The following is a 22,447-nucleotide window of genomic DNA, read 5'->3' on the forward strand; positions in this document are numbered from 1 at the left end:
GCTGGCCGAGCCGGCGGGCGCGACAGCCGGCGGGGCCCCCGAGCCGGCGGGCGCGACGCTGGGCGCGCGCGACCTTTTGAGCGTGGTCGAGGGGCTCGACCCGCTGGCGATCGTGGCCGCCGACGCCGAGGCTGCCGCGCTGCTCGGGCGCGCCTACCGCTGCGAGCTCGCGCTCGACGCCGCCACGCGCGTCATGGGCCGCACGGTGGTGGCCTTTCGCCGCTTCGAAGACCTGCTCGAAACCCCGGATGAGAAGCAGAAAGCGTGGGCTCTGCTGAAAAAGATGCCCAAACTGGGATAATATGGGCTTCACCTGCGGCAGCGCCGCGGCGTGCACGCTCTTGATCGGAAAGGACCCCTCATGGAAGACATGATGAAGCTGCTCGACCTGTGGATCGCCAAGGCGGACGACCCCGTCGTGCAGGAGCAACTCCAGCAGCTCAAAGCCGGTGACGAGACCGCCGTGCGCGACGCCTTCTACCAGGACCTCGCCTTCGGGACGGGCGGGCTGCGCGGCATCGTCGGCGCAGGCCCCAACCGCATGAACGTCTACACGGTCGCGAAGGCCACGCAGGGCCTGGCGAACTACCTCAACGCGAGCTTCGACGCGCCCAGCGTCGCCATCGCGCGCGACAGCCGCAACATGGGCGAGACGTTCGTGCAGGTGGCGGCTGGCGTCTTGGCCGCCAACGGCATCCACTCGCACTTGTACCCGCGCATCGAGCCCACCCCCGCGCTCAGCTTCGCCGTGCGCGACCTGGGCTGCGCGGCGGGCATCTGCATGACCGCGAGCCACAACCCCGCGCCCTACAACGGCTACAAGGCGTACGGCCCCGACGGCTGCCAGATCACCACGCAGGCGGCACACGACATCCAGGCGGCCATCAACGCCGTGGACATCTTCGACGACGTGAAGCGCATGCCGTTCGACCAGGCCCTCGCCGAGGGCTGGGCCAGCTACACCGACGAGGGCACGCTCGACCGCTTCGTCGACGCCGTGTTCGCGCAGTCGCTCGAGGAGCCGGGCGCGAACGCCGACGCCGGCTTCAAGGTGGTCTACACGCCGCTCAACGGCACGGGCCTCGAGTGCGTGACGCGCATCCTCGAGCGCGTGGGCGTGACCGACGTGACGCTCGTGGAGGAGCAGACCGCGCCCGACGGCAACTTCCCCACCTGCCCCTACCCCAACCCCGAGATCCGCGAGGCGCTCGAGCGCGGGCTGGCGCTGTGCGAGGACGTCCGCCCCGACCTGCTGCTGGCCACCGACCCCGACGCCGACCGCGTGGGCGTGGCGGCGCTGCATGACGGCGAGTATCACCTGATCAGCGGCAACGAGATGGGCATCCTGCTGCTCGACTACATCTGCCGCACGCGCGCCGCGCGCGGCGAGGACCTCTCGCGCGCCGTGGCGCTGACCACCATCGTGTCAACCGCCATGGTCGACGCGCTGGCCGCCGAGCACGGCTTCCAGCTGCGCCGCACGCTCACGGGCTTCAAGTACATCGGCGAGCAGATCGGCCTGCTCGAGGCCGCGGGCACGCCCGAGCGCTTCATCTTCGGCTTCGAGGAGAGCTACGGCTACCTCTCCGGCACGCACGTGCGCGACAAGGACGCCGTGAACGCCAGCATGCTCATCTGCCAGATGGCGCGCGACTGGAAGGCGCGCGGCGTTGACCTGGTGGAGGCCATGGACGCGCTCTACCGCAAGCACGGGTACCACCGCAACGCCACCATCAGCCTGGAGTATCCCGGCGCCGCCGGCGCGGAGAAGATGGCGGGCATCATGAGCGGGCTCTCCGCGAACGCGCCGCAGGAGGTGGCGGGGCTGCGCGTGACCGCGTGCGTCGACTACCAGAAGGGCGTGGCCATGCCGTACGTGGGCTCGGCGGGCGCCGACGGCGAGGCCGACGCGCCGCAGACGCTCCCCGCGGCGGGCGTGTTCGAGATGCAGCTCGAGGGCGGCAGCAAGCTCATCGTGCGCCCGAGCGGCACCGAGCCGAAGATCAAGGCGTACCTGTTCGCCGCCTGCCCCACCCCCGAGGAGGCCGCCGACCTGCTGGCGAAGATGGACGAGGCCGCCCGCGCGATCCTGGCATAGGCGCGCTCGGGCAGCGCGCGAACGCCCAGCGCAGAAGAATCCGGCGCACGAGGCTCTGGCTCTTCGTGCTCGTTTCGCGCCCACAACACTGCCCGCGCTTGAGAGCACCGGGCCCCGCGAAGACTCGCATCCCGCGATCTTCGCGGGGCCTTTTCGCAACGGAACGGATTTGTGAAGAACTTGTAAATACAGGCTAACTTTTAATGACAACGTCTTGTGCTGCGCTGAAAGTTACTCTAAGATAACTTTTGTCGAAAGGGAAGGGCGCCGGAGAGCAGAGGCCCGAGCGAGACGTCGCGAAGGGCGCGAAGCTCGAGGGAGCCCGAACCGATCGCAACTCCTCCTCTCTTTGCTTTACAGGGCGGCAAGCATTCCTCGTCTTGCTTCGCCGCAAACAAGGCGAGCCCGCAGGATCCCCCTCCTTGCGGGCTCAACTTGTCTTTGCTTCCGCAACGGCCCCAAGTGGTGGGCTTCATGCAGCGGCCCTCCAAGCGGGAGGCTTCATGCAGCGGCCCTCCAAGCGGTGGACTCTTCCACTTTCCTCGAGGCTGTTTCGCAAAACACGTATTCGGAAAGCGCTCGAAAGGCTCGAGCCCTTCGAGCAAGAACCTCCGTGCTTGTCTATGACCCTCAGCGCTTTCTTCTTGAACTCCGGACTGTGCATGCGTTCTTCCTTTCCACGCAATCACGTGTCCAGGAAATCGTCCAGAACCTCCATAGAGGCAGAGAAGCGCGTCTGCGATTAACCGATTGCGCAAGCGATGCCTCGTGGGCTCGCCTCTCGCCTTCTAGCGCTCCCAGGGCCAGCGAAGCTTGGTGGTCGCCTTCTGCGACTTCTTCTTGTAATGCGGGTTGTGCTTGAGGAACACGTGGTTGCACCAGCGCGTGACCAGAAGGCCCACGACGCCCACCGCCACGCAGCTCGCCGCCAGGTCAAGCACGCCGCTGTTGTTTTCGAAGAGCGCGTAGAGCGACGCCAGGCCGAAGAACACCGTGATCGCGCCGCACAGCCACGTGAACGTCGTGATGAGGGCTTCCTTCGCGCGCGCCGGCGAGTGCCGGTACGTGACCACCAGGTAGATCACCGCCGCGATCACCGCCATGGCCAGGAGAAGCGGAACCATGCGCGACAGCCGCGCCATCAAACCCAGCATCCTCGCCTCTCCTTCCGCGTCTTGCGCGCCCTGCGTGTTTCACGCCCTGCGTCACGCCTCGTACGCTGCGTTCCGCGCGCCCATCTCATGTCGTCGTACTGCGTTTCGCGCGCCCGCGTGATAGCGGCCACGCCACGCCTCACGTGCCGCACCTCACGTTGCCGAGTTGCCCACACCGCGTCTTACGTTGCCGTCCCTGCGCGCCCTGCGGGTCACGTCACGCGCTGCGCTGCGCGTTACCGCTCGAACATATCACACTCTTGCCGCTCGCCGCGTCACGCGGGAGTGTTTCACGTGAAACATTTCCGCCACGCGAGCCGCCCGTTACCGGCGGGGCAGCTTCGCAGAACGCAACGACGAGAACGTCGTGGCACGCGCCCACCATCCGCGCGCCTGCGCGACGGCGGCCACGGCGCAGGCCGCCGCGAAGTCCTCCGTGACGGCGAACGTGGTGGCCCCGCTTCCGCACAGGAGCACCTCGCCTGCGCGCACGCCGGGCTGCGCCTCAAGCCAGGCGCGCACCTCAGCGAGCTCAGGGGAGAGCCCCTCCGAGACGGGCGCCAGGTTGTTCACGAGCGGAACCTCCGCCGCGCTTGCGGCGGCGAGCGCCTGCTCGGAGAGGCGCGCGGGAACGAGCTGCGGGTCCTCGTCAAACGCATGGTACGCCGCCGCCGTGGAGACGCCCGCAGGCGGCTTCACCAGGACGACCGGGTCCTTCCGCGGGGAAAGCGCATGGTCGAACAGCTCGCCTGCGCCCGTGAACAGCGCGCATCCGCCGTGGAGGAAGAACGCCACGTCGGCACCGAGGCTGCGCGCCACGTCGGCCACCGCGGCATCGTCGGGCGCAAGCCCCCAGAGGCAGGCCATCGCCACCAGCGCGGTAGCTGCGTTCGACGAGCCGCCTCCCAGACCGCCCTCGTGGGGGATGTTCTTCTCGAGGCGAACGGAGACCTGCTCGCGCTGCGTGCGGCCGAGCGCGCAGGCCAGCGCGTCGATCGCCTTGAAGATGATGTTCTCGCGCGCGGGGATGCGCAGCGGCTCTGACCCCGCGGCCGCGGTCTTGTCGGTCAGGTCGATGCTCACGAGCACGTTCTGCTCGGGCCCGCCGACGGCGAGGTGGTCCTTCCCCTCCATGTCCTCGAACGCCTCCCCGTCCGCAGGAGCGCAGCGCACGTACATCACGTCGTGCAGGGCCACCGCGTGCATGACGTTCACCACGTCGTGGTAGCCGTCTGGCCGACGCGCGCCCACGCCCAGAAACAGGTTCACCTTCGCAGGCGAGACCAGCTTGATCGACCCCGCTCCCAAAAACGTGTCGGCCGACCACTGGGCGTCGCGGGCAATCGCGAGCATGTCAACTTTCGGCGTTTCGCTCACTTCTTCTTCCTCCTGCTTGCAAAGAAATCACGCAGCATGCCGACGCACTCGTCTCGCAAGACGCCCGGCGTTACCGCGAACTGGTGGTTAAGTCGCTCATCGGCGTGAACGGAGTACAGCGTGCCGAGCGCGCCGGCCTTCTGGTCAGGCGCTCCGTACACGCAGCGGCTGACGCGCGCCTGGTGCATGAGGCCCGCGCACATGATGCACGGCTCGAGCGTCACGTACACCGTGCAGTCCGTGAGCCGCCACGCGTCGAGCACGCGCGCCGCCTCGCGCAGGGCGAGAAGCTCCGCATGGCCGGCGGGATCGCGCGTCGTCTCGCGCAGGTTGTGGGCGCGCGCGATGACGCGCGGCTCGGCGATGGGACGGCGCGTGCCGCGGTCGACGGGCTCGTGCACCACCACCGCGCCGATGGGGACCTCGCCCGCGTCCGCCGCCGCGCGCGCCTCCTCGAGCGCGAGCCGCATGTAAGCCGCGTCCGCCGCGGCGTCGATCCTGCTTGTGTTCTCCTGGTTAGCCATGAGGTGATTATATCCGTTCGCGCGGGGCTTACAGGGCGCAAGCGCGAGCCAGACGCGCGGCGCAGCCGAAGCGCCGCTGTTGCCCGAGGCGCTCTGGCGCAAGCGCGGCAGGCAACGCCCTCGATGGAGTGACGGCACGAAGGGCTTGCGGGCCAAGCGCAAGGCGCAGCGTCCGAGGCATCGCGAGACGTTGCGAGAATGTGGTATCCTGTAACGCGCACGGAGGCGTGGCCGAGTGGTTGAAGGCGGCAGTCTTGAAAACTGTTGTGCCGCGAGGTACCGTGGGTTCGAATCCTACCGCCTCCGCCATGTGCGACCTCAGGGCCCCGACGATGGGGCCCTTCTCGTTGCGAAATACCTCTCAGAGGGTCCTAGACAAGGGCGAGCGCCGTCAAGAACCGCCGCACCCGCTGAGAGAGTAGCGGACGCCCCAGGCAGAAACACCCGCTGAGAGAACAGCGAACGCTCAGGCGGAAGCACCCGGGCACCCCAGGCAGAAGCGCCCGGGCGCCGCGCAAACGTCAGGGACGCTTCTTCAGCTTCGCCAGCTCCTCCTCCAGGTGGGCGTAGTGCTCCTTCTCCTCCCTCGTCCAAGGGCCGAACAGCACCTCCCGCAGCGCCTCGCTGGCCGTGCGCGTCTCGCCCTCCACGGGATACAGGCGCTCACGCGAGCGCGCGTACAGGCAGACCTCGTCGAACAGGCCCGTCTGCTCCAAGGCGCTGAGGTTGCCCACGATGTCGCGAACGATCTTGTCATGGTGCCTCGGATCGGTCGCGCGGGGGACCGTGCCCGCGATGCGCATGAGCTCGTAGCGAACCTGGCAGCTGACCAGCGAGATCTCAGGCTTCACTGCCATGAGCGCCAGCGAGACGCCGTAGCCGCGCGCGCGGAGCAGCGTGGCCGTCCTGACGGGGACCTCCGAGGTGCGCAGCGTCCCCTCGATGATGAGGTTGTACCCCGCAAGCGAGAACTCGTCGATCAGGGCTTCTGTCATCTTTCCCGCCCATGCGGCAGTGTACGCCACTGCCTCAGGACCGTAAGCCTGGTCAAGCTCGCGATAGTGCGGGTGGAAAGACCGATACTCGTCGCCGTTTATGATGATGACGTTCCTCCTGAACGCATCGCGATAGATGCTGTGCAGCGTCGTCTTGCCTGCGCCACTCTGCCCGCCAAGCAAAACTGCACGCGGCCTCTTGGGAATCGACAAGCTGGAAGAGCTGGATCGATCCGCTACCAACGTCTGGAGCTCACCTTCGAACTCTTCTTGCGTGAAGCGCGCGAGAGCGGCGGTCATCAGGCGGCCCTCACGCTGCTCTTCGCGACGAATCGCGCGAGCCCTTCGATCTGCCCGCGAATCTCCGCAAGCTTGACCGGGTTTTCGTTTTCCTTGTCCGTGATAGAGTCCTTCGCGATCCAAAGCTGCCTCGCGACGTCTTCGTAAACCGTTTCACGAACCTCGTCTCCCGCCTCGCGGGCGGCGCGACGAAGCCTCGAGAGATCCCCGAGAATCTCAGCCGCCTGCTCGTTCAGGATCTCCTGCGTGAGGGTGATCTCGTAGATGTCGTTGATGTCCATGACTTCACCGTCCTCGTCAAACATGACCTCGGAATAGATGATCCGCTCGGTCCGCTCGCGCTGGTCCTGCGTGATGCGGCTGCCGTCACGCTCGAGGCAGTCAAGCATGAACGCCGGGATGTTGGCCGCGCGGATGAGGTTGGCGTTCGCGCGCGTGGGCTTCTGCCCGTTCTCGTAGCGCACGATGCTGGCCTCGCCGATGCCGAGAACGCGCGCGAACGCCTGCTGGGTCAGGCCGTACCTGCCGCGAATGCGCTTGATGTCCTGCGGGGTGAGCTCGTCTCCCATGGCTTCCTTCTTTCTATCATTTGATAGGTTACGCTATGTCCTATGATAGCACCTTGGGAAACGAAAAAGGAGCCCGCAGGCTCCTCCTCAAAGTATTTTCGCGCCAGCTTCACATACGGATGGGAGGCAGACGAAACGGCAAACAGAACAGCAAGCGGAACGGCGAGGCGCCGCGCTCGCAGCGCGCCCCGCGCTGCACGATGACGGGCGCCGCCGCGCCCACGGCTCGCCAGCGCCGCGCGGACGACGGGCCTCTCCCTCGCCGCCTCCCGCCCAGCGCCCCGCGCAAAGCCCTCGTCGCGCCCTACAGATCCTCGACCAGCAGCGCGTCCGAGTACTCGATGCCGTCGCGCTCGCACTGGAGCTGCTTGCGCCGGCGCATGCACACCGACGCCACGCCGCCGGCCGGGTTCAGGAAGTAGCTCTTGTAGCCGCAGTTTCCGTAGCCGCTGCACGAAAGGCACTTGATCTCCTTGAGCTCGAAGCCGTCGAGCACCGCATCCGTCAGCGTCCTGACCTTGCCTCCTGCCGGAGTCTTCGGCGCATCTGCCATGTCAATCCCCTCACACTCAGGTTGTTTCTCGCTGCGGGGTATTATAGCGCGCTCGAGGGAGACGAGGGAGAACGTGGCGGCAAATGCGCCCGCCACCGCAGGTCAGACGCCCGCGGAACAGCCGAACGGGAGGCGGCGGGGAGAGCGAAGGCCACGAGAGCGCGGGAAGCGCGCCGACGCCCCAGCGCCCGCCTGACGCACCAAGCGCGCCGCCGCTCCACCGCCCGCTTGGCGGCAGGGCGGCGCGCCAACGCATTCGCACCAGCGCATTCGCACCAGCGCATCCGCGTCGGCGCATCCACTTACCGCTCGCGTTCCGCTTACCGCTCGGCGATGGGCTTGTACTCCCGGCGCGTCGTGTGGGTGTTCTTGTACGCGGGGCGGATGATGCGCTTGCCCGCGCCGATCTCCTCGAAGCGGTGCGCCGCCCAGCCCGCCATGCGCGCGCAGGCGAACAGCGGCGTGTAGAGGTCCTCGGGAATGCCCATCATGGAGTACACGAAGCCCGAGTACATGTCCACGTTCGCGCACATCGTCTTCTTCGTGCCGCGCTCGCGCACGAGCACCTCGGGCGTCAAGCGCTCGATCGCGCACAGAAGCTCGTACTCGGCCTCGTACTCCGTGCCGCGAGCGAGCTGCTCGGCGAAGCGCTTGCAGATCACCGCGCGCGGGTCGGACAGCGTGTACACCGCGTGCCCCATGCCGTACACGAGGCCCGTCTTGTCGTACGCCTGCTTGTTCACGATGCGCGCGAGGTAGGCCGCCACCTCGTCGTCGTTGTCCCAATGCTCGACGTTCTCCTTGATCTCGGCCTGCATGGCGCGCACCTGGTGGTTCGCGCCGCCGTGGCGGTGCCCCTTGAGCGAGCCGATGGCCGCCGCGTACGCCGAGTACGGGTCGGTGTCGGCCGAGGACAGCACGCGCGTGGTGAAGGTGGAGTTGTTGCCGCCGCCGTGCTCCGCGTGCAGGCACAGCATGATGTCGAGCATGCGCGCCTCCTCGCCGGTGAACTGCCGGTCGGAGCGCAGCATGGACAGGATGGTCTCGGCGCTCGACTGCCCCGGGATGAAGCGGTGCATGATCATGGACTCGTGCTCGTAGCGGGCGCGCTTGGAGTAGTACGTGAGCACCATGATGCGTGGCAGGCGGCTGATCAGCGACAGCGCCGTGTGGATCTCGTGGCTGGGCGTGCGGTCCTCGGCGTGCTCGTCGTAGGCGTACAGCTGCAGCACCGAGCGCGCGAGCACGTTCATGATGTCGGGCGGCGTGTCGCGCATGAGCATGGAGCCCGTGAAGCCGTCGGGAAGCTCGCGCTGCGAGTCGATCACCTCGATGAAGCTCTTGAGCTGCGCCTGCGTGGGCAGCTCGCCCATGAGCAGCAGGTAGCACAGCTCTTCGTAGCGGAAGCGCTGGCCGGAGATGTGCTCGCCCAGAAGGTCGTACAGCTCGTAGCCGCGCAGGCGCAGCGAGCCCTCGTCGGGGCGGCGCTCGCCGTCGCTTATCACGTAGCCGTGCACGTTGGAGATGTTCGTCATGCCCACCAGCACGCCCGTGCCGTCGGCGTTGCGCAGGCCGCGCTTGACGTCGTAGCGCTCGTAGAAGCTCGGGTCGATGCGGTTGACGTCGCGGAAGTTGTCGTACAGGCGCACGCGGCGCGCCTCTTCCTCGCTGATCTCGATGGGCTCGACCTCGTCAACGCTCGCAGGGTTCACCACGCGAATGGGCGTCTCGTCAATAAGCAGCGCCACGGCGGCCTCCTTTCGTCTTTTCTCGCAATTCTACCGAAGCACGGGGCGGCCTTGCGCCAACCCATAACTTGCGCAGCAAAAAACCAGCTTGGCGTAACGCGGCCGAAACGTTTCCGCAGACGGGGAGAAGCGGGCGCGCGTAAACCGCCGCCTCCGACCCACGCCCGCCGACACTCAACGGTAACGAATGCGAGGAAATCTTCACAAAATAACGGTTGACTTACCCACAGGGGGATGTTTTAATACTCCTTGCTGTTCGGAAGTGCGCCGTTACCTCAGCTGGATAGAGGGACTGACTACGAATCAGTACGTCGGGGGTTCGAATCCCTCACGGCGCACCACTTTTTCAGCAAGCAGAACCCGCAACGACTGACATTCAGCACGTGCGGTTTTTTTGTATCTGAACGAGAAGGAGTCGTACTTGAAGGTTCGAAAATCGAAGCCTCACAGTATGTAACCTTCCGACTTCCCTCCCTTCGCGTCGGCAGTCGGAAGACGACTGCGGCGACATGACCTGCGCCAGCGCGCGCAAGACTCATGCCATTCAACACGTAAGGGACTTATCACATGCTCTATCTGTCGCAAATGGCGGGAAAGCCCGTCGTTGACCAGTCAGGCGAGAAGATCGGCACGATCTCCGACCTGGCCATCTCAACGGGCGAGGTGTTTCCGCGCATCACGAGCCTAGCCTTCCAGGGGCCGGGCAGAGTGCCGTTCATGATCTCGTGGCGCAAGTACGTCGACAAGTTCGACGAGGACGGCATCACGCTCTCCGTCGACGCGCACGACATCCGCTTCAGCTACCTGCAGCCCAACGAGGTGCTGCTCGCGCGCGACCTGCTCGACCGCCAGATCGTGGACACGCAGGGCATGAAGGTCGTGCGCGTGAACGACCTCAAGCTGTCGCAGTCGGGCACGCAGCTGCGCCTGCTCGGCGCCGAGGTGGGCGTGCGCGGCATCCTGCGCGGCCTGCACCCGCTCATCGAGCGCGGCGTGGTGGCGGTGGCGAAGCTGTTCAAGAAGCGCATCGACGAGCAGATCATCGCGTGGAACTACATGGACCTGCTCGACCGCGACCTCTCCAAGGTGCAGCTGTCCGTCACGCACCGCCGCCTCGACGAGCTGCACCCCGCCGACGTGGCCGACATCCTCGAGCAGCTCGACCCCCAGCAGCGCGCCGCCGTGTTCGAGCACCTCGACGACGCGCGCGCCACCGAGGCCATCTCCGAGATGGAAGACGAGCTGCAGGCCGAGTTCATCGACGACCTGGACGACGCGCGCGCCGCCCGCCTCATCGGCGACATGGACCCCGACGACGCAGCCGACATCGTGCGCGACCTCCCCTATGAGAAGGCCGAGACGCTGCTGCGCCTCATGGGCATGGAGGACGCCACCGAGATCCGCCGCCTGCTCGGCTACAAGGACGGCACCGCCGGCGGCATGATGACCACGCAGTACGTGGCCTGCCCCGTCGACACCACGGTGCGCGGGGCCATCGAGGCGCTGCGCGAGCTGCCCGAGGACCATCCCACCGTGCACTACGTGTACGTGACCGACGACTACGACAAGCTCGTGGGCGTGCTGTCGCTGCGCACGCTGGTGCTCACCGACGACGACACGCCCCTGCGCGACGTCATGTACGACGAGATCATCTCGTGCGGTCCGAGCGAGACCGAGGAGGACGTCGCGGCCGACATCTTCAAGTACGACATCCCGGCCATGCCCGTGGTGGACGAGCGCGGCGCGCTGCTCGGCATCGTCACCACCGAGGACGCGTGGGACGCCATCGAGGACGACGTGTCGAGCGAGAAGACGCAGGCGAGCCTGCTCAAGGGGATGGGCATCGCGCTCGCGGCCCTCCTGTTCCTGACGCTCTACACGCTCACGCTCATCCAGATACTCGACGCGACCGGCTTCCGCGGCTTCGGGGCGTGATCGCATGACGTTCAGCGGGAAGAAGCTCGGGCGCCTCTCCGACATAGCGCGCAAGCCGAAGGCGACGCCGGCCGAGCTCAGCAAGGAGGCGGCCGCGGGCACGGGTGCGGGTGCGAGCAGCGCAGGCGCGGGCGGCGCGGAGCAGGCGCCGGCTGAGAAGTCCAAGAGCAAGCTCTGGCTCGTTCTGGCGGCCATGGGCCCCGGCATCATCACGGCCATGGCCGGCAACGACGCCGGCGGCATCTCCACCTACTCCACGGCCGGCGCCACCTTCGGCTTCGGCACGCTGTGGGTCATCCCCATCATGTGCGTGCTGCTCATCGTGGTGGAGATCACCGCGGGGAAGATGGGCGCCGTCACGGGCAAGGGGTTCGCCGCGCTCATCCGCGAGCGCTTCGGCATCCGCCTGACCGCGCTCGCCATGCTGGCGCTGCTCGTGGGCAACGTGGCCACCACGTTCTCCGAGTTCGCGGGCATCGCAAGCGGCATGGAGATGTTCGGCGTGTCGAAGTACGTCTCGGTGCCGGTGGCGGCGTTCGCCGTGTGGCTCCTGGTGGTGGGCGGCTCGTACAAGCGCGTGCAGAACGTGTTCCTGGCGTTGTCGCTCGTGTTCGTCACCTACATCGTGGCGGCGTTCATGGCGCAGCCGAACTGGGAGGAGGCCGCGCTGGCCACGGTGGTCCCGCACCTGCAGGGCCAGGCGAGCTTCATCTCGCTCGTCATCGCCATGGTCGGCACCACCATCGCACCGTGGATGATGTTCTTCTCGCAGAGCAACGTGGTGGAGAAGGGCCTCACGCCGAAGGACCTGTTCTCGCAGCGCGTCGACGCGGTGTCGGGCACCATCGCAGCGTGCCTGGTGGCGTGGTTCATCATCGTGACCACGGGCGCGGTGCTCTTCCCCGCCGGAATCCAGATCGACAGCGCCGCCGACGCCGCCCGCGCGCTCGCCCCCTTCGCCGGCCAGTACGCCGAGGCGCTGTTCGCCATCGGGCTCGTGGCCGCGTCGTTTCTGGCGGCCTGCGTGCTGCCGCTCACCACGGCGTTCGTGATCTGCGAGGCGTTCGGCTGGGAGGCCGGCGTGTCGTTCAAGTGGAAGGAAGCGCCGCTGTTCAAGAGCATCTTCACGTTCGTGATCGCGTTCTCCGCGCTCGTGGTGCTCATCCCGAACATCAACCTGCTGTCGGTGATGCTCACCGCGCAGTTCGTCAACGGCGTGATCCTGCCGGTGCTGCTGGCGTTCATGGCGATCATCGCCGCCGACAAGCACGTCATGGGCGAGTTCCGCTCGAAGCTGGTGTCGAAGGTGCTGCTGTGGGCCACCGTCGTCGTCGTGGCCGCCCTCACCGTGGCCCTCTTCGTGATGCAGCTTCTGGGGATGGCGTAAGGGGGCGCGAGCAAAAGCTCGCGGGGATAAGTCGCAGGGCGCAGACTTGACGCAGGGCGCAGCGCGAGCGGACGCGCGCGGCAACAGGACGCGCCCCCTCCCCCTTATTCGAACAGCTGGTCGAGGGTCATGCCCTCGAAGTAGGCGACGTAGCTCTCGAGCACGCGCTCGTAGGCGCGGCGCACGTCGGGCGCGATCGCGGCGTTCGCGCGCTGGTCGCGACGCATGCGCGTGGAGTCCTTCGCATCCTCGTCGAGCGCCTCGATCACCTGCAGAAGCGTGATCTCAGAAGGGTCCTTCGCCAGGCGGTAGCCGCCGTTCTTGCCCGGGCGCGCCTCGATGATCCCCGCGTTGCGGAGAAGCTGCGCGAGCTGGATGAGGTAGTCGCGCGGAATGGACATGTCCTGCGCGATGTCGCGCGACGAGCAGGTTCCCCCCTGCGCGGCAAGGTACAGAACGGCGCGCAGCCCGTAGTCTGTCGAGGCCTTGAGTTGCACAGCACCCTCCTAACGTAAGCGTTTGGAAAGACTGTACCTGAGAAGAGCCCCGCAGCCGGCTGCGCGCCGCAGGTGTTTCTAAGTTGTAAGCAAGGGCGCAGTTCGCGAAGGGCAGGCGCGGGCTAGGGCGGGCGCCGCATTCGCGCCTGCCGCCCGAGCCCGCCGCCCGCGGACGCCCACTGCCCGCAGGCTCCCTCTTCGCTTCGCGCTAGCTCGCGGCCGTCTCCGCCTCGAGCTCGCGCTCGTACTCGCGGTCGGTCGCGCCCTTCACGCTCGGCGGCTTCACGTCGAACGGGACGCTCGGCGTCACCAAGCTCACCAGCGGCACCACCGCCAGCGACAGCAGCATGCACAGCGCGCCGCAGTTGATGGGGCTCGCGATGAGCGGCGTGCCTGCGAAGCCCATGCCCATGTTGACGGCCGTGAGGCCCACGCCGATGACGAACGAGCACCACACCGACGCCTTCGAGATGCGCCCGGAGTACAGGCCCCACAGGAAGGGGCCGAGGAACGAGCCGGCCAGCGCGCCCCACGAGTAGCCCATGAGCTGGGCGATGAACACGATGCTCGAGTGGTACTGCAGGAGGGCGATGGCCGCCGACAGCACGATGAACACCACGAGCAGGCCGCGCATGCACACGAGCTGCCTCTTCTCGGACATGTCCTTCACCACGTTGCCCTTGATGAGGTCGATGGTCAGCGTCGAGGACGACGTGAGCACCAGCGACGACAGCGTCGACATGGACGCCGACAGCACGAGCACGATCACCAGGCCGATCAGCACGTCAGGCAGCGTGGAGAGCATGGTGGGGATGATGGAGTCGTAGATGGGCGTGCCGTTGGCGGCGTACTCGATCTGGTCGGCGTACAGGCGCCCGAAGCCGCCGAGGAAGTACGAGCCGCCGGCCACCACGAACGCGAACAGCGTGGAGATGATGGCGCCCTGCTTCACCGCCGGGCCGCTCTTGATGGCGTAGAACTTCTGCACCATCTGCGGCAGGCCCCACGTGCCGAGCGAGGTCAGGATGACCACGCCGATGAGGTTGAACAGGTCTGGCCCGAAGAAGCTGATGAACGCGCCTTGCATGTCGGTTCCCGGCGCCTCGATCTGCGAGAGCGAGATGACCGCCTCGGAGAAGCCGCCGTTGCTCATGATGACCGCCACGATGACCGCCGTGATGCCCAGGAGCATGACGATGCCTTGGATGAAGTCGTTCATGACCGTGGCCATGTAGCCGCCGACCACCACGTACACGCAGGTCACGATGGCCATGCCGATCACGCACACGTCATAGGGCAGGTTGAACGCCATGCCGAACAGACGCGACAGGCCGTTGTACACGCTCGCGGTGTAGGGGATGAGGAAGACGAAGATGATGGCCGCGGCCGCGATGCGCAGGGCCTTCGACTGGTAGCGCTTGCCGAAGAACTCCGGCATGGTCTGCGCGCCGAGGCGGTGCGTCATCTCGCGCGTGCGGGGGCCGAGCACCCACCATGCCAGAAGCGAGCCGAGGATCGCGTTGCCGATGCCCGCCCACGTGGCCGCCAGGCCGTACTTGAAGCCGAACTGCCCCGCGTAGCCGACGAACACGACGGCCGAGAAGTAGCTGGTGCCGTATGCGAACGCGCTCATCCACGGGCCGACGTTGCGCCCGCCGAGCACGAACCCGTCCACCGTCGAGGTGGTCTTGCGGCAATACAGGCCCACGCCCACCGCGATCGCGATAAACACGAGGACCAGGAGGATCTTTACTGCCATTGACTTTCCTTCTTCTTGTGCGCGCCGCGTGGCGGCGCATGGTCGAACAGGTCTTTCTTGGGAAGGCGCACACGACCTCTGCCCCGAAACGAGTGCAAAAAAATAGCACCGGGGCAAAACCCGTGTGCTACCAATATCGATAGTATCGCTGGGAGATCTGGGCGCAGGACGACTTCTGAGCGAAGTGCTCGCTCATGATGGCCTGCTCAGCTTCGCCGGTACACTTCTGCGCGAAGTGCTGCGTCATGATGGCGCATCCGTCGACGCTCGCAATGCCGGTATGTCCTTTCAGGGAAAACATGTCGTTCACTTTACCATATTAAAGCGCTCCGCGGGAGAAGAAAATGCGAAGCGCTGACGTGCTTCGCATCCCCTGTGTCATCCTGAGCGCAGCGCCCGCAGGGCGCGGAGTCGAAGGACCTGGTCGCAAGCCAAGTGGACATGCGGGCGCGCCGCGCCCGGAACCAGATCCTTCGACTCGCTTCGCTCGCTCAGGATGACATGAGAGACGATGCTCTCTCTCGGGATGACACGAGGGAGGGCATCGTAGCGAAGGGGGTCATAGAGAACTATTCGAAATCTCGATCTCCGCGTTCTATTGTTTCTGGTTATCTGATAACCTGAAACAAGCAGGGATCTTCTTTCAGGTTGTCGGCAGAGATGTTGTCGGCGAAGGAGCTCGACATGGGAACCCTTCACGAGGAAATGTGGCTCAGCGAAGGACGCGGGCGGACGCGCGCAGAGCGGCGCAGCGGCGCCTACTCCTACTATGTCCCGACGCCCCTCTCCAAGCTCAAGGTCCTGCTCGAGCCTGACGTCGTGGGTGATGTCAGCCGTGCTGAGATCGCCATCGCAAGGCTCAACGAGCAGGCGCTGGCCCTCCACAGCTCCGAGGGAATAGCCCGGCTGCTCCTCCGAGCCGAAGCGGTGTCCTCGTCTCACATCGAAGGCCTGAGCATCGGGACCCGGCGCCTGCTCAGAGCGGAGATGAAGAGAAGCGGCGTCATGATAAAGAGCGACAGCAACGCCGCCGAGGTGGTGGGCAACATCCACGCGATGGAGAAGGCCATCGCGGCGGCGCAAAGCGAGCAGAAGGTGACCGTCGGCACCATCCTCGACGTCCATCGCAAGCTCTGCGAGAACACGCGCATCGAGAAGTTCGGAGGCATGGTAAGAACCACGCAGAACTGGGTCGGGGGAAACGGGTACAACCCCCTCGACGCCGAGTACGTTCCCCCTGCCCCCGCGCACGTCGAAGCCTTGCTGAAGGACATCGCCTGCTTCTGCAACGACGAGACAACCTCCCCCCTCGTGCAGGCAGCTCTCGTGCACGCCCAGTTCGAGACCGTGCACCCCTTCGTCGACGGCAACGGGAGAACGGGACGAGCGCTCATCCACCTGGTGCTTCGTCGGCGCGGGCTGACGCCGAACCTCGTTCCTCCCCTGTCGCTCGTCATGGCCACGCAGGCGAAAAGCTACGTCAAGGGCCTCACCGACTATCGCTTCTTGGACGATGAGGACCCTGCCGTCGCACAGAGCGGCATCAACGAGTGGGTGTCGTTCTTTGCCGGAGCCTGCCTGACCGCCTGCGAGGAAGCCGAGGCGTTCGAAAAGAGCGCCCGAAGGCTGCAAGACGCGTGGAGGGAAAGGCTCGGATCAGTCAGGAAAGGGTCGGCGCTTGACGCGCTCCTTTCCGAGATGGTGGGAATGCCGCTCTTCACCATCGAAACGGCCAGCACCTCCCTGCACCGTGCGTTTAGCGCAACTTCCGCGGCAGTCGAGCGGTGCGTCGAGGCTGGCATTGTGAAGCCCGTGGGGAGCCAAAAGCGAAACCGCGTTTTCGAAGCGCCCGAGGCCATCGACGAGTTCAACGTGTTCGAGCGGAGGCTCGCGAGCCCTTCAAGTGCGAAGCGCTGACGCGCTTGCTTTTGACGCCATGGGGCTTGGATGCTCCCGTATGCACAGCTCGCTTGCGACCAGATCTTTCGACTGACTCCGCGCCTTTCGGACGCTCCGCCTAGGATGGCATGAGGTGCCTGGCACTCGTGAACTCAAGCGCTTCGCTCAGTGACACGGGGCCTGAGGTGCTCCGCCCGTCGATCGTCGACGACGTTACCGACAACGGTGCTTTTCCATCCACCCCTCAGGTGATCCTGGATGCAAAGAGGCCGTTATCGGCGATTTCCTGGGGAAAGTGGATGCGAAAGCGCCGTTGTCGGTGGTTTTCGGGGCTCGTATCGCCGATAACGAGCATTTTCCATCCAGCTTTCCAGAATGGTGGATGGAAAAGGGGCGTTATCGGTGTGCAGGATGGAAAGAAGGCGTTGTCGCTCGCTCGGGATGACACGAGGAGGGGAGCCTCGCTCGGAATGACGCGAGGGAGGACATCTTGGCGAAGAGGCGCACGAAAGATACGTGAGGAAGGCGTCTGCTCAAAACGCGAAGAAGGCGCCGGGCTTGGCGCCTTCCTCGCGCTCATATCCCTCGCGTTCGACACGATCTTCTTTTAGTAGCGGGAGTCGAAGATTCGCTTGGTCTTCTTCTCTGAGCGCGGGAGCTCGCCCATGGGGACGCCCTTCGCGTCAGGGGTGCAGCCGAGCTTCGCCTTGAAGATCATGGCGAGCTCCTCTTCGCAGCGCGCCTTCTCCTCGCCTTCGAGCGGCGTCTCGAACAGGACCGTGAGCACGTCCTTGCCCGAGATGTTCTCGATCATCACCTGGTACTCGGAGCTGGTGCCGTTGGTGATCTGGATGACCTCCTCCACCTGGGCGGGGAACATGTTGCAGCCCTTGACCTTGAACATGTCGTCGGTGCGGCCCGTCAGCGTGGCGATGCGCGGGTGGCGGCTGCCGCAGGCGCACTCGCCCGGGACGATGTGCGTCAGGTCGTGCGTGCGGTAGCGGATGAGCGGCGCGCCCTCCTTCTGCAGCGTGGTGAGCACGAGCTCGCCTTCCTCGCCGTCAGGCAGGACCTCGCCCGTGTTCGGGTCGACCACCTCGATGTAGACGTAGTCGTCCCAGATGTGCATGCCCGAGTGCTCGTCGCAGCTGATGCCGATGCCGGGGCCATAGATCTCGGTGAGGCCGTAGATGTCGTAGATCTCGATGCCGAGCTCGTTCTGGATGCGGCTGCGCATCTTCTCGCCCCAGCGCTCGGAGCCGATGACGCCCTTGCGCAGCTTCAGGCGGCTGCGGATGCCGCGCTTCTGGATCTCCTCGGCCAGGAGCAGCGCGTATGAGCTGGTGGCGCCGATGACCGTGGAGCCGAGGTCCTCCATCATCTTGAGCTGCTTGTCGGTGTTGCCGGGGCCCATGGGGATGGCCATGGCGCCGAGGCGCTCGGCGCCGAGCTGGAAGCCGATGCCCGCGGTCCACAGGCCGTAACCCGGCGTGATCTGGATGCGGTCGGCGTTGGTGACGCCCGCCATCTCATAGCAGCGCGCGAACTGGATGGCCCAGTCGTCGACGTCCTTCTGGGTGTAGGGGATGATGACCGGCGTGCCCGTGGTGCCCGATGAGCTGTGGATGCGCACCACCTTCTCGTCCGGCACGGCCTGCAGCCCCAGCGGGTAGGCGGCGCGTAGGTCGTCCTTCTCGGAGAAGGGCAGCTTCTCGAAGTCGGCCTGGGTCTTGACGTCGCCCATGTCGATGCCTTCGAACTTCTTGGCGTAGAAGGGGCTGCGCTCCTTCAAGTTGGCGAGCTGCTTCTTCAGCATGTCGAGCTGTGCGGGGGTCATTTCCATGATGGTCTCTTTCTGTGGAGGCCGCGGCGGACATGGGCGCGCGGCGGCTTGACGAACGGAACGCGGCGGCAACGCGGGACGTGCGCTGGAGCGAGCAGATGCGAAGCCGACCGGAGAAATGCGCGGCGCTTCAAACCCGGCGCACGCCGCGCCGAAGCGCAGCCCGCGGGCTTGAAGCTAAAGCCATCGCCCAGCCAACGCGTTGCGCGCGGCGAGCAGAGAAGAGATGTCGTCCATCAGAAGCATGTTCGCTATTGTACGCTAAAGCACCCGCGACGCAACCGGTCGCGAGTGCTTTTTCGGCAAGAAATTGCTGGGAGGATGATCAGCAGGCGCATGCAGAAGCGGAACCGTTTCCCGACGTCGAAGTCTGGGCGTGTTCCGCCTGCAGCTGAATCTTAACACAGAAGCCCTGCCCTGAGAGCGCCCAGACCCCTTCGCAAGAGACGGCCATAACCAGCTCTTCGCGTGCCGTCGCGCTACTGCCCGCCTTGGTGCTGCACGATGCGGTAGGCGTTGCCTACTTGAGCTCCGTTATTGTCGTGGCAGGCTATGACCTCCACGAGGCCCTCCTTGCGAAAACGCACGATGGCGCGATCGACGGTCTTCTCGCTGCAGCCCACAGCATGGGCGATGTCGTTCTTGGTGCACCGCGCCACGCCGTCAAACACCGACAGCTCGGCAATACGTCCGAGGATTCGCTGCTGGGAGTATGTCAGGCGTTTGGCGCATCCTCCCTCGTTCTTTGGAGCCATGCTACCGCAACCCCCTCCGTCGACGGCAAGCGCCAAGGGCGCTCGTCCCGCGGGTCAACGCGAAGAGGCCGGCCTCCTTGCTGTCAACGGCGAACGCCTGCGATGCGGAGATGGGGAAGAGGCGGTCGCACATGCGAGCACAAGGGCCGTTTTTCATTTTGAAGCCCCCCCCCCCGCAGATTTTTCCGACTTTCCAACGGTTCCATCTCCCTGCTCCCATCCTTTCTAGCTAGCTCCAGTAACTCGCTTTTGGGCCAAACCTCGTGCATACTACTGCAAGCAACCGCAAGTGTTTCAATGCTTTTGTAAATGATGTATTTTCTGCGCTAAGCGGAAATTCCCCTTGATTTATTGCACATCCTATGATTTTTTGTCACCCCTCCCCCAAGCCAACCACCTCAGTATGCTGCTTGGCAGCGCGCTACGGGAGGGCTTCACTCCTGCTCTGCTGATGCCTGGAAAAGCCATGCTGCGCAGCCCCGTCAGATCTCAAGCCTGCGCCCGCAGGCGGGCGGCCAGCACGTTGAACAGCACGCCGCACACGGCGAAGGCAAGCAGGTACACCTTGCCCACCGTCGTGGTGAGCACGGCCAGGATGTCGCCCAGGGCGGGAACGGAAAGCACCATGAGCCCCTGGTAGTTGGCGTACGGCACGCGCTCGAGGTCCACGTCGGCGTTGGCGTCGCCCTTGGTCTCAAGAGCGCCTTCCACCACGTTGTTGGAGGTCACGCGATGCACCACCGTGCTGTCCTCGTGGGCGAAGGCGATCACGTCGCCCGCGACCGCGTCAGCGGGATCGCCCGCCGCCACGAACACGGCGCTGCCCACCGGGATGGTCGGCTCCATGGATCCCGACTCGATGCGCATGACCTGGACGCCAACTGTGCGCGGCAAGACGGCGGGCAGCAGCAGCGCTATCACGCTTACCAGTATGAGTATGCCGGCGCAGTTGCACGCGGCAGCCGCAATGCGACGGCCGCGCGCCTTCGACGCCGATGATCGCCCGCTGCGCACCATCGCCTCCGCAGATCGCACGCTATCCCTTGCGATTAGCGTCGCGCGACCGCCTGCGCATGACGACGAAGCGCCACGCGACGACGCCGACGATCGCAAGCACCAGGCAGGCAACTGCGATGCCCACCGGCGAGGCGAGGCCCCACAGCACCTGCGACTTCCCGTCGGCGGCGTTCGCAGCAAGCGGAACGGCGCTGTCATCGATGGAGGCGATCTCGGCGGGCGCGTCGGACAGGGGCACGCCGTCTGAGGGGATGTCGGTCGTGGGAGCCGGGTTCTGCTCGACAGCGCCGTCCTGGCCGTCCTGGCCGGCGGCATCCGTCGCGCCCGTCCCAGCGCCCGCAGCGCCCGCTGCGCCAGCGGCACCAGCCGCACCAGCACCAGCGCCGGCCGCGCCTCCCTCGCCCTCGCCCGCAGCCACAGGTGTGTACACGAACGTAAACGCGTTCTTCGACTCATCTTCCGAGAGGGTGCCGCTCAAGTTGTACGCCTGGGGCCGATAGCCCTCGATGTAGCGGTACGCCACCACCGGGCGGTCACCCACGTTGCCCTCGTAGCGCTGCGCGGGCGCGAGCTCGCGCCCGCTCTCGTCCACGTAGGTCACCGTGTAGTACGTGACCGAGCCCTTCATGCCATAGGCGACCACCAGGTCAACGTCCTCGTCAACGATGAAGGACGACGTGTTCGCCACGGCGAGCGCCGTGTCGTTGTCGCGCCCGGCGAGCTTGATCCCCTTCACATAGTACTTGCTGTTGTCGGAAACGCGCACCATCTCAGGATGGAAGCTCCACCGCGCACCTGCGGGGATGTTCGCGTATATCTTGCAGCCCTCGCCATCGACCATGCCCTGGTTGCCGGCGAACACGCGCACCGTGTACGTGTAGTCCGCCTTGCCGTTCGCAACGCCAGCAGCGTCGACGGCGTCGGCGGCATGGGCGACGCCGGGGCACAGCGCCCCGCACAGAGCCAGCGCCGCGAGGAGGGCGCCCGCCGCAGCCAGCAAGGTCATCCGAGCACCCGCCAAGGCGCCCCCGCGCAGACGGCGCGAAGCCGCGCCTGCTCCGTTAACTCGGTCAGCTCCGCTAACGCCTCGCATGCTCGCCTTCCTTTCCCGCCGTCTCCTGCTCGCGCCTCCAGTATCGCCCGAGCAGCGCCATCACGAACAGCATCGCGCCGACTACGCCCGCAAGGACCAGAAGCAGGATCATGTTCGTGCGATCACCCGTCTGCGGAAGCATCGATCCCAGAGGGCCGCTTGACCCCGGCGGGTCAAGCGACACCGACGGCGAGCCGGGCGTTGCCGGCGAGCCGGGCGTCGCCGCCAGCTCCACCGCGAACTTCATCTTGATGTCGGCCAGCGTGTCCTGGTAGGCGTTGTTGTTCGTCTCCCCGTCAAGGGACACCTGCAGCGTGACCAGGCCCTGCTCGTCCGACTTCAGCGTGTCGAGCATCAGGAAGCCCTCAAGCGAGCTGGTGGCCTCGTGAAGGCCCTCGCCCGAGCTGCCCACGGACTCGCCGCCCACCTGGTCGCTGCTGAACAGCGTCTTCTCCTGGCCGGACGGCCCCTTGTACGTGAGCACGTAGCCGTAGCCGCCGCCGTGCGCCACCGACACGGACGCCTCCAGCGACCTGATGACCTCGTTGGCGAGGTACCAGTCGGTGGTGGCCGCGTGGTCGTTCTTGATGGTCACGGCCACGGTGTTGACGTCACCCGGCTGCATGTCGGACACCGCGTCAGCGAAGTTCATGTTCTCGGGCGCGTGGACCATCTTCTCGTCAGGCGTGAAGGTCACGCTCCAGTCGGTGCGCCCGTTGTACTCGACAGCGTGCGCCGCACCCGTTGGCAGCGCGGCCGTCACGCAAGCAGCGCACAGGGCGAACGTCGCCAGCGCCGCCAGCATCAGGAAGCCCATCGCCGCGCGAGCGCCCTGCCGCACGCCCTGCCGTGCGCGCATGCCAGCGCACGCACATGCCAGCACGCTGCCGCAAGCTCCCGCGCGAGCGCCCTTCTCTCTCCTCAGTCCCATAGTCAAAGCCTCC

21 protein-coding genes and 2 tRNA genes are annotated in these 22,447 nt (G+C 66.0%); 8 read left to right on the forward strand and 15 right to left on the reverse strand.

The features are described from left to right. Positions 1-301, forward strand: a 301-nt coding sequence (locus HRL41_RS04680; protein ID WP_172135775.1) for a hypothetical protein, incomplete at its 5' end; no start/stop codon positions are given. Positions 302-361: 60 nt separating this feature from the next. Then, positions 362-2,098: a phospho-sugar mutase gene (locus tag HRL41_RS04685; RefSeq protein ID WP_172135776.1), complete on the forward strand. Its 1,737-nt coding sequence runs from the start codon at positions 362-364 to the stop codon at positions 2,096-2,098. A gap of 788 nt (positions 2,099-2,886) precedes the next feature. On the opposite strand, the gene HRL41_RS04690 is transcribed toward HRL41_RS04685, so the two are convergent. From HRL41_RS04690 to tadA, 3 genes are all read right to left on the reverse strand, one after another. Beyond that, a complete protein-coding gene (locus HRL41_RS04690) occupies positions 2,887-3,252 on the reverse strand; it encodes a guanylate cyclase (RefSeq protein WP_253904704.1) in 366 nt (121 codons plus the stop codon). A gap of 324 nt (positions 3,253-3,576) precedes the next feature. Next, positions 3,577-4,629: a 4-(cytidine 5'-diphospho)-2-C-methyl-D-erythritol kinase gene (locus HRL41_RS04695; RefSeq protein ID WP_371808800.1), complete on the reverse strand. Its 1,053-nt coding sequence runs from the start codon at positions 4,627-4,629 to the stop codon at positions 3,577-3,579. Next, positions 4,626-5,153: a tRNA adenosine(34) deaminase TadA gene (gene tadA / locus HRL41_RS04700; RefSeq protein WP_253904705.1), complete on the reverse strand. Its 528-nt coding sequence runs from the start codon at positions 5,151-5,153 to the stop codon at positions 4,626-4,628. The genes HRL41_RS04695 and tadA overlap by 4 nt, the downstream gene beginning before the upstream one ends. Before the next feature lie 221 nt (positions 5,154-5,374). On the opposite strand from tadA, the gene HRL41_RS04705 reads away from it, so the two are divergent. Beyond that, positions 5,375-5,462: transfer RNA gene (locus tag HRL41_RS04705), tRNA-Ser, on the forward strand. A 212-nt stretch (positions 5,463-5,674) separates the two neighbouring features. On the opposite strand, the gene HRL41_RS04710 is transcribed toward HRL41_RS04705, so the two are convergent. From HRL41_RS04710 to HRL41_RS04725, 4 genes are all read right to left on the reverse strand, one after another. Next, positions 5,675-6,448, reverse strand: a complete 774-nt coding sequence (locus HRL41_RS04710; RefSeq protein ID WP_172135777.1) for a zeta toxin family protein — start codon at positions 6,446-6,448, stop codon at positions 5,675-5,677. Next, positions 6,448-7,017 (reverse strand): helix-turn-helix domain-containing protein, encoded by a 570-nt coding sequence (locus HRL41_RS04715; RefSeq protein WP_165171088.1) that lies wholly within the window; start codon positions 7,015-7,017, stop codon positions 6,448-6,450. The genes HRL41_RS04710 and HRL41_RS04715 overlap by 1 nt, the downstream gene beginning before the upstream one ends. Before the next feature lie 304 nt (positions 7,018-7,321). Continuing rightward, complete coding sequence (locus HRL41_RS04720) at positions 7,322-7,570, reverse strand: hypothetical protein (RefSeq protein ID WP_165171086.1); 249 nt, start codon at positions 7,568-7,570, stop codon at positions 7,322-7,324. A gap of 320 nt (positions 7,571-7,890) precedes the next feature. Then, a complete protein-coding gene (locus HRL41_RS04725; protein ID WP_172135801.1) occupies positions 7,891-9,243 on the reverse strand; it encodes a citrate/2-methylcitrate synthase in 1,353 nt (450 codons plus the stop codon). A gap of 339 nt (positions 9,244-9,582) precedes the next feature. On the opposite strand from HRL41_RS04725, the gene HRL41_RS04730 reads away from it, so the two are divergent. The 3 genes from HRL41_RS04730 to HRL41_RS04740 all read left to right on the forward strand — a co-directional run bounded on the left by HRL41_RS04730 (position 9,583) and on the right by HRL41_RS04740 (position 12,640). Beyond that, a tRNA-Arg gene (locus tag HRL41_RS04730) sits at positions 9,583-9,659 on the forward strand. A 226-nt stretch (positions 9,660-9,885) separates the two neighbouring features. Continuing rightward, positions 9,886-11,253, forward strand: coding sequence for a magnesium transporter (locus tag HRL41_RS04735; RefSeq protein ID WP_172135778.1), 1,368 nt, complete (start codon positions 9,886-9,888; stop codon positions 11,251-11,253). 4 nt (positions 11,254-11,257) lie between these two features. Further along, positions 11,258-12,640 (forward strand): NRAMP family divalent metal transporter, encoded by a 1,383-nt coding sequence (locus tag HRL41_RS04740; protein WP_172135779.1) that lies wholly within the window; start codon positions 11,258-11,260, stop codon positions 12,638-12,640. Between the two features lie 104 nt (positions 12,641-12,744). Here HRL41_RS04740 and HRL41_RS04745 read toward each other — a convergent pair whose 3' ends face one another. From HRL41_RS04745 to HRL41_RS04755, 3 genes are all read right to left on the reverse strand, one after another. Then, entirely contained in the window at positions 12,745-13,137 is a 393-nt protein-coding gene (locus HRL41_RS04745) for an Rrf2 family transcriptional regulator (protein ID WP_165171081.1), read from the reverse strand. 208 nt (positions 13,138-13,345) lie between these two features. Next, a complete protein-coding gene (locus tag HRL41_RS04750; RefSeq protein WP_172135780.1) occupies positions 13,346-14,896 on the reverse strand; it encodes a sodium:solute symporter in 1,551 nt (516 codons plus the stop codon). Between the two features lie 127 nt (positions 14,897-15,023). Then, a complete protein-coding gene (locus HRL41_RS04755; RefSeq protein ID WP_172135781.1) occupies positions 15,024-15,197 on the reverse strand; it encodes a hypothetical protein in 174 nt (57 codons plus the stop codon). Between the two features lie 383 nt (positions 15,198-15,580). Here HRL41_RS04755 and HRL41_RS04760 point away from each other — a divergent pair, with 383 nt between their 5' ends. Continuing rightward, entirely contained in the window at positions 15,581-16,813 is a 1,233-nt protein-coding gene (locus HRL41_RS04760) for a Fic family protein (protein WP_172135782.1), read from the forward strand. Between the two features lie 128 nt (positions 16,814-16,941). After that, on the forward strand, positions 16,942-17,406 hold the full coding sequence (locus HRL41_RS04765; protein ID WP_172135783.1) for a hypothetical protein: 465 nt from the start codon (positions 16,942-16,944) through the stop codon (positions 17,404-17,406). Here the strand turns inward: HRL41_RS04765 and HRL41_RS04770 are convergent. From HRL41_RS04770 to HRL41_RS04790, 5 genes are all read right to left on the reverse strand, one after another. Next, complete coding sequence (locus HRL41_RS04770; protein ID WP_172135784.1) at positions 17,403-18,638, reverse strand: phenylacetate--CoA ligase family protein; 1,236 nt, start codon at positions 18,636-18,638, stop codon at positions 17,403-17,405. The two genes, HRL41_RS04765 and HRL41_RS04770, sit on opposite strands and share 4 nt — an antisense overlap. A gap of 479 nt (positions 18,639-19,117) precedes the next feature. Next, positions 19,118-19,393, reverse strand: coding sequence for a helix-turn-helix domain-containing protein (locus HRL41_RS04775; RefSeq protein ID WP_165171069.1), 276 nt, complete (start codon positions 19,391-19,393; stop codon positions 19,118-19,120). A gap of 489 nt (positions 19,394-19,882) precedes the next feature. Continuing rightward, positions 19,883-20,428 (reverse strand): signal peptidase I, encoded by a 546-nt coding sequence (locus HRL41_RS04780; protein WP_172135785.1) that lies wholly within the window; start codon positions 20,426-20,428, stop codon positions 19,883-19,885. Between the two features lies 1 nt (position 20,429). Further along, positions 20,430-21,416, reverse strand: a complete 987-nt coding sequence (locus tag HRL41_RS04785) for a MucBP domain-containing protein (protein ID WP_172135786.1) — start codon at positions 21,414-21,416, stop codon at positions 20,430-20,432. Positions 21,417-21,489: 73 nt separating this feature from the next. Further along, positions 21,490-22,434 carry an LPXTG cell wall anchor domain-containing protein gene (locus HRL41_RS04790; protein ID WP_172135774.1) on the reverse strand — a complete coding sequence of 315 codons (945 nt, stop codon included), beginning with the start codon at positions 22,432-22,434 and terminating at the stop codon, positions 21,490-21,492. Positions 22,435-22,447: the final 13 nt, after the last annotated feature.

Source organism: Adlercreutzia sp. ZJ473 (assembly GCF_013185065.1).
GTDB lineage: Bacteria > Actinomycetota > Coriobacteriia > Coriobacteriales > Eggerthellaceae > CAAEEV01.

Excerpts from the sequence above, each read along its gene's own strand:
- HRL41_RS04685 (WP_172135776.1), top strand. The coding sequence starts at position 362 with ATGGAAGACATGATGAAGCTGCTCGACCTGTGGATCGCCAAGGCGGAC.
- HRL41_RS04690 (WP_253904704.1), bottom strand. The coding sequence starts at position 3,252 with ATGCTGGGTTTGATGGCGCGGCTGTCGCGCATGGTTCCGCTTCTCCTG.
- tadA (WP_253904705.1), bottom strand. The coding sequence starts at position 5,153 with ATGGCTAACCAGGAGAACACAAGCAGGATCGACGCCGCGGCGGACGCG.
- HRL41_RS04710 (WP_172135777.1), bottom strand. The coding sequence starts at position 6,448 with ATGACCGCCGCTCTCGCGCGCTTCACGCAAGAAGAGTTCGAAGGTGAG.
- HRL41_RS04715 (WP_165171088.1), bottom strand. The coding sequence starts at position 7,017 with ATGGGAGACGAGCTCACCCCGCAGGACATCAAGCGCATTCGCGGCAGG.
- HRL41_RS04720 (WP_165171086.1), bottom strand. The coding sequence starts at position 7,570 with ATGGCAGATGCGCCGAAGACTCCGGCAGGAGGCAAGGTCAGGACGCTG.
- HRL41_RS04735 (WP_172135778.1), top strand. The coding sequence starts at position 9,886 with ATGCTCTATCTGTCGCAAATGGCGGGAAAGCCCGTCGTTGACCAGTCA.
- HRL41_RS04740 (WP_172135779.1), top strand. The coding sequence starts at position 11,258 with ATGACGTTCAGCGGGAAGAAGCTCGGGCGCCTCTCCGACATAGCGCGC.
- HRL41_RS04750 (WP_172135780.1), bottom strand. The coding sequence starts at position 14,896 with ATGGCAGTAAAGATCCTCCTGGTCCTCGTGTTTATCGCGATCGCGGTG.
- HRL41_RS04755 (WP_172135781.1), bottom strand. The coding sequence starts at position 15,197 with ATGTTTTCCCTGAAAGGACATACCGGCATTGCGAGCGTCGACGGATGC.
- HRL41_RS04760 (WP_172135782.1), top strand. The coding sequence starts at position 15,581 with ATGGGAACCCTTCACGAGGAAATGTGGCTCAGCGAAGGACGCGGGCGG.
- HRL41_RS04770 (WP_172135784.1), bottom strand. The coding sequence starts at position 18,638 with ATGGAAATGACCCCCGCACAGCTCGACATGCTGAAGAAGCAGCTCGCC.
- HRL41_RS04775 (WP_165171069.1), bottom strand. The coding sequence starts at position 19,393 with ATGGCTCCAAAGAACGAGGGAGGATGCGCCAAACGCCTGACATACTCC.
- HRL41_RS04785 (WP_172135786.1), bottom strand. The coding sequence starts at position 21,416 with ATGACCTTGCTGGCTGCGGCGGGCGCCCTCCTCGCGGCGCTGGCTCTG.
- HRL41_RS04790 (WP_172135774.1), bottom strand. The coding sequence starts at position 22,434 with ATGGGACTGAGGAGAGAGAAGGGCGCTCGCGCGGGAGCTTGCGGCAGC.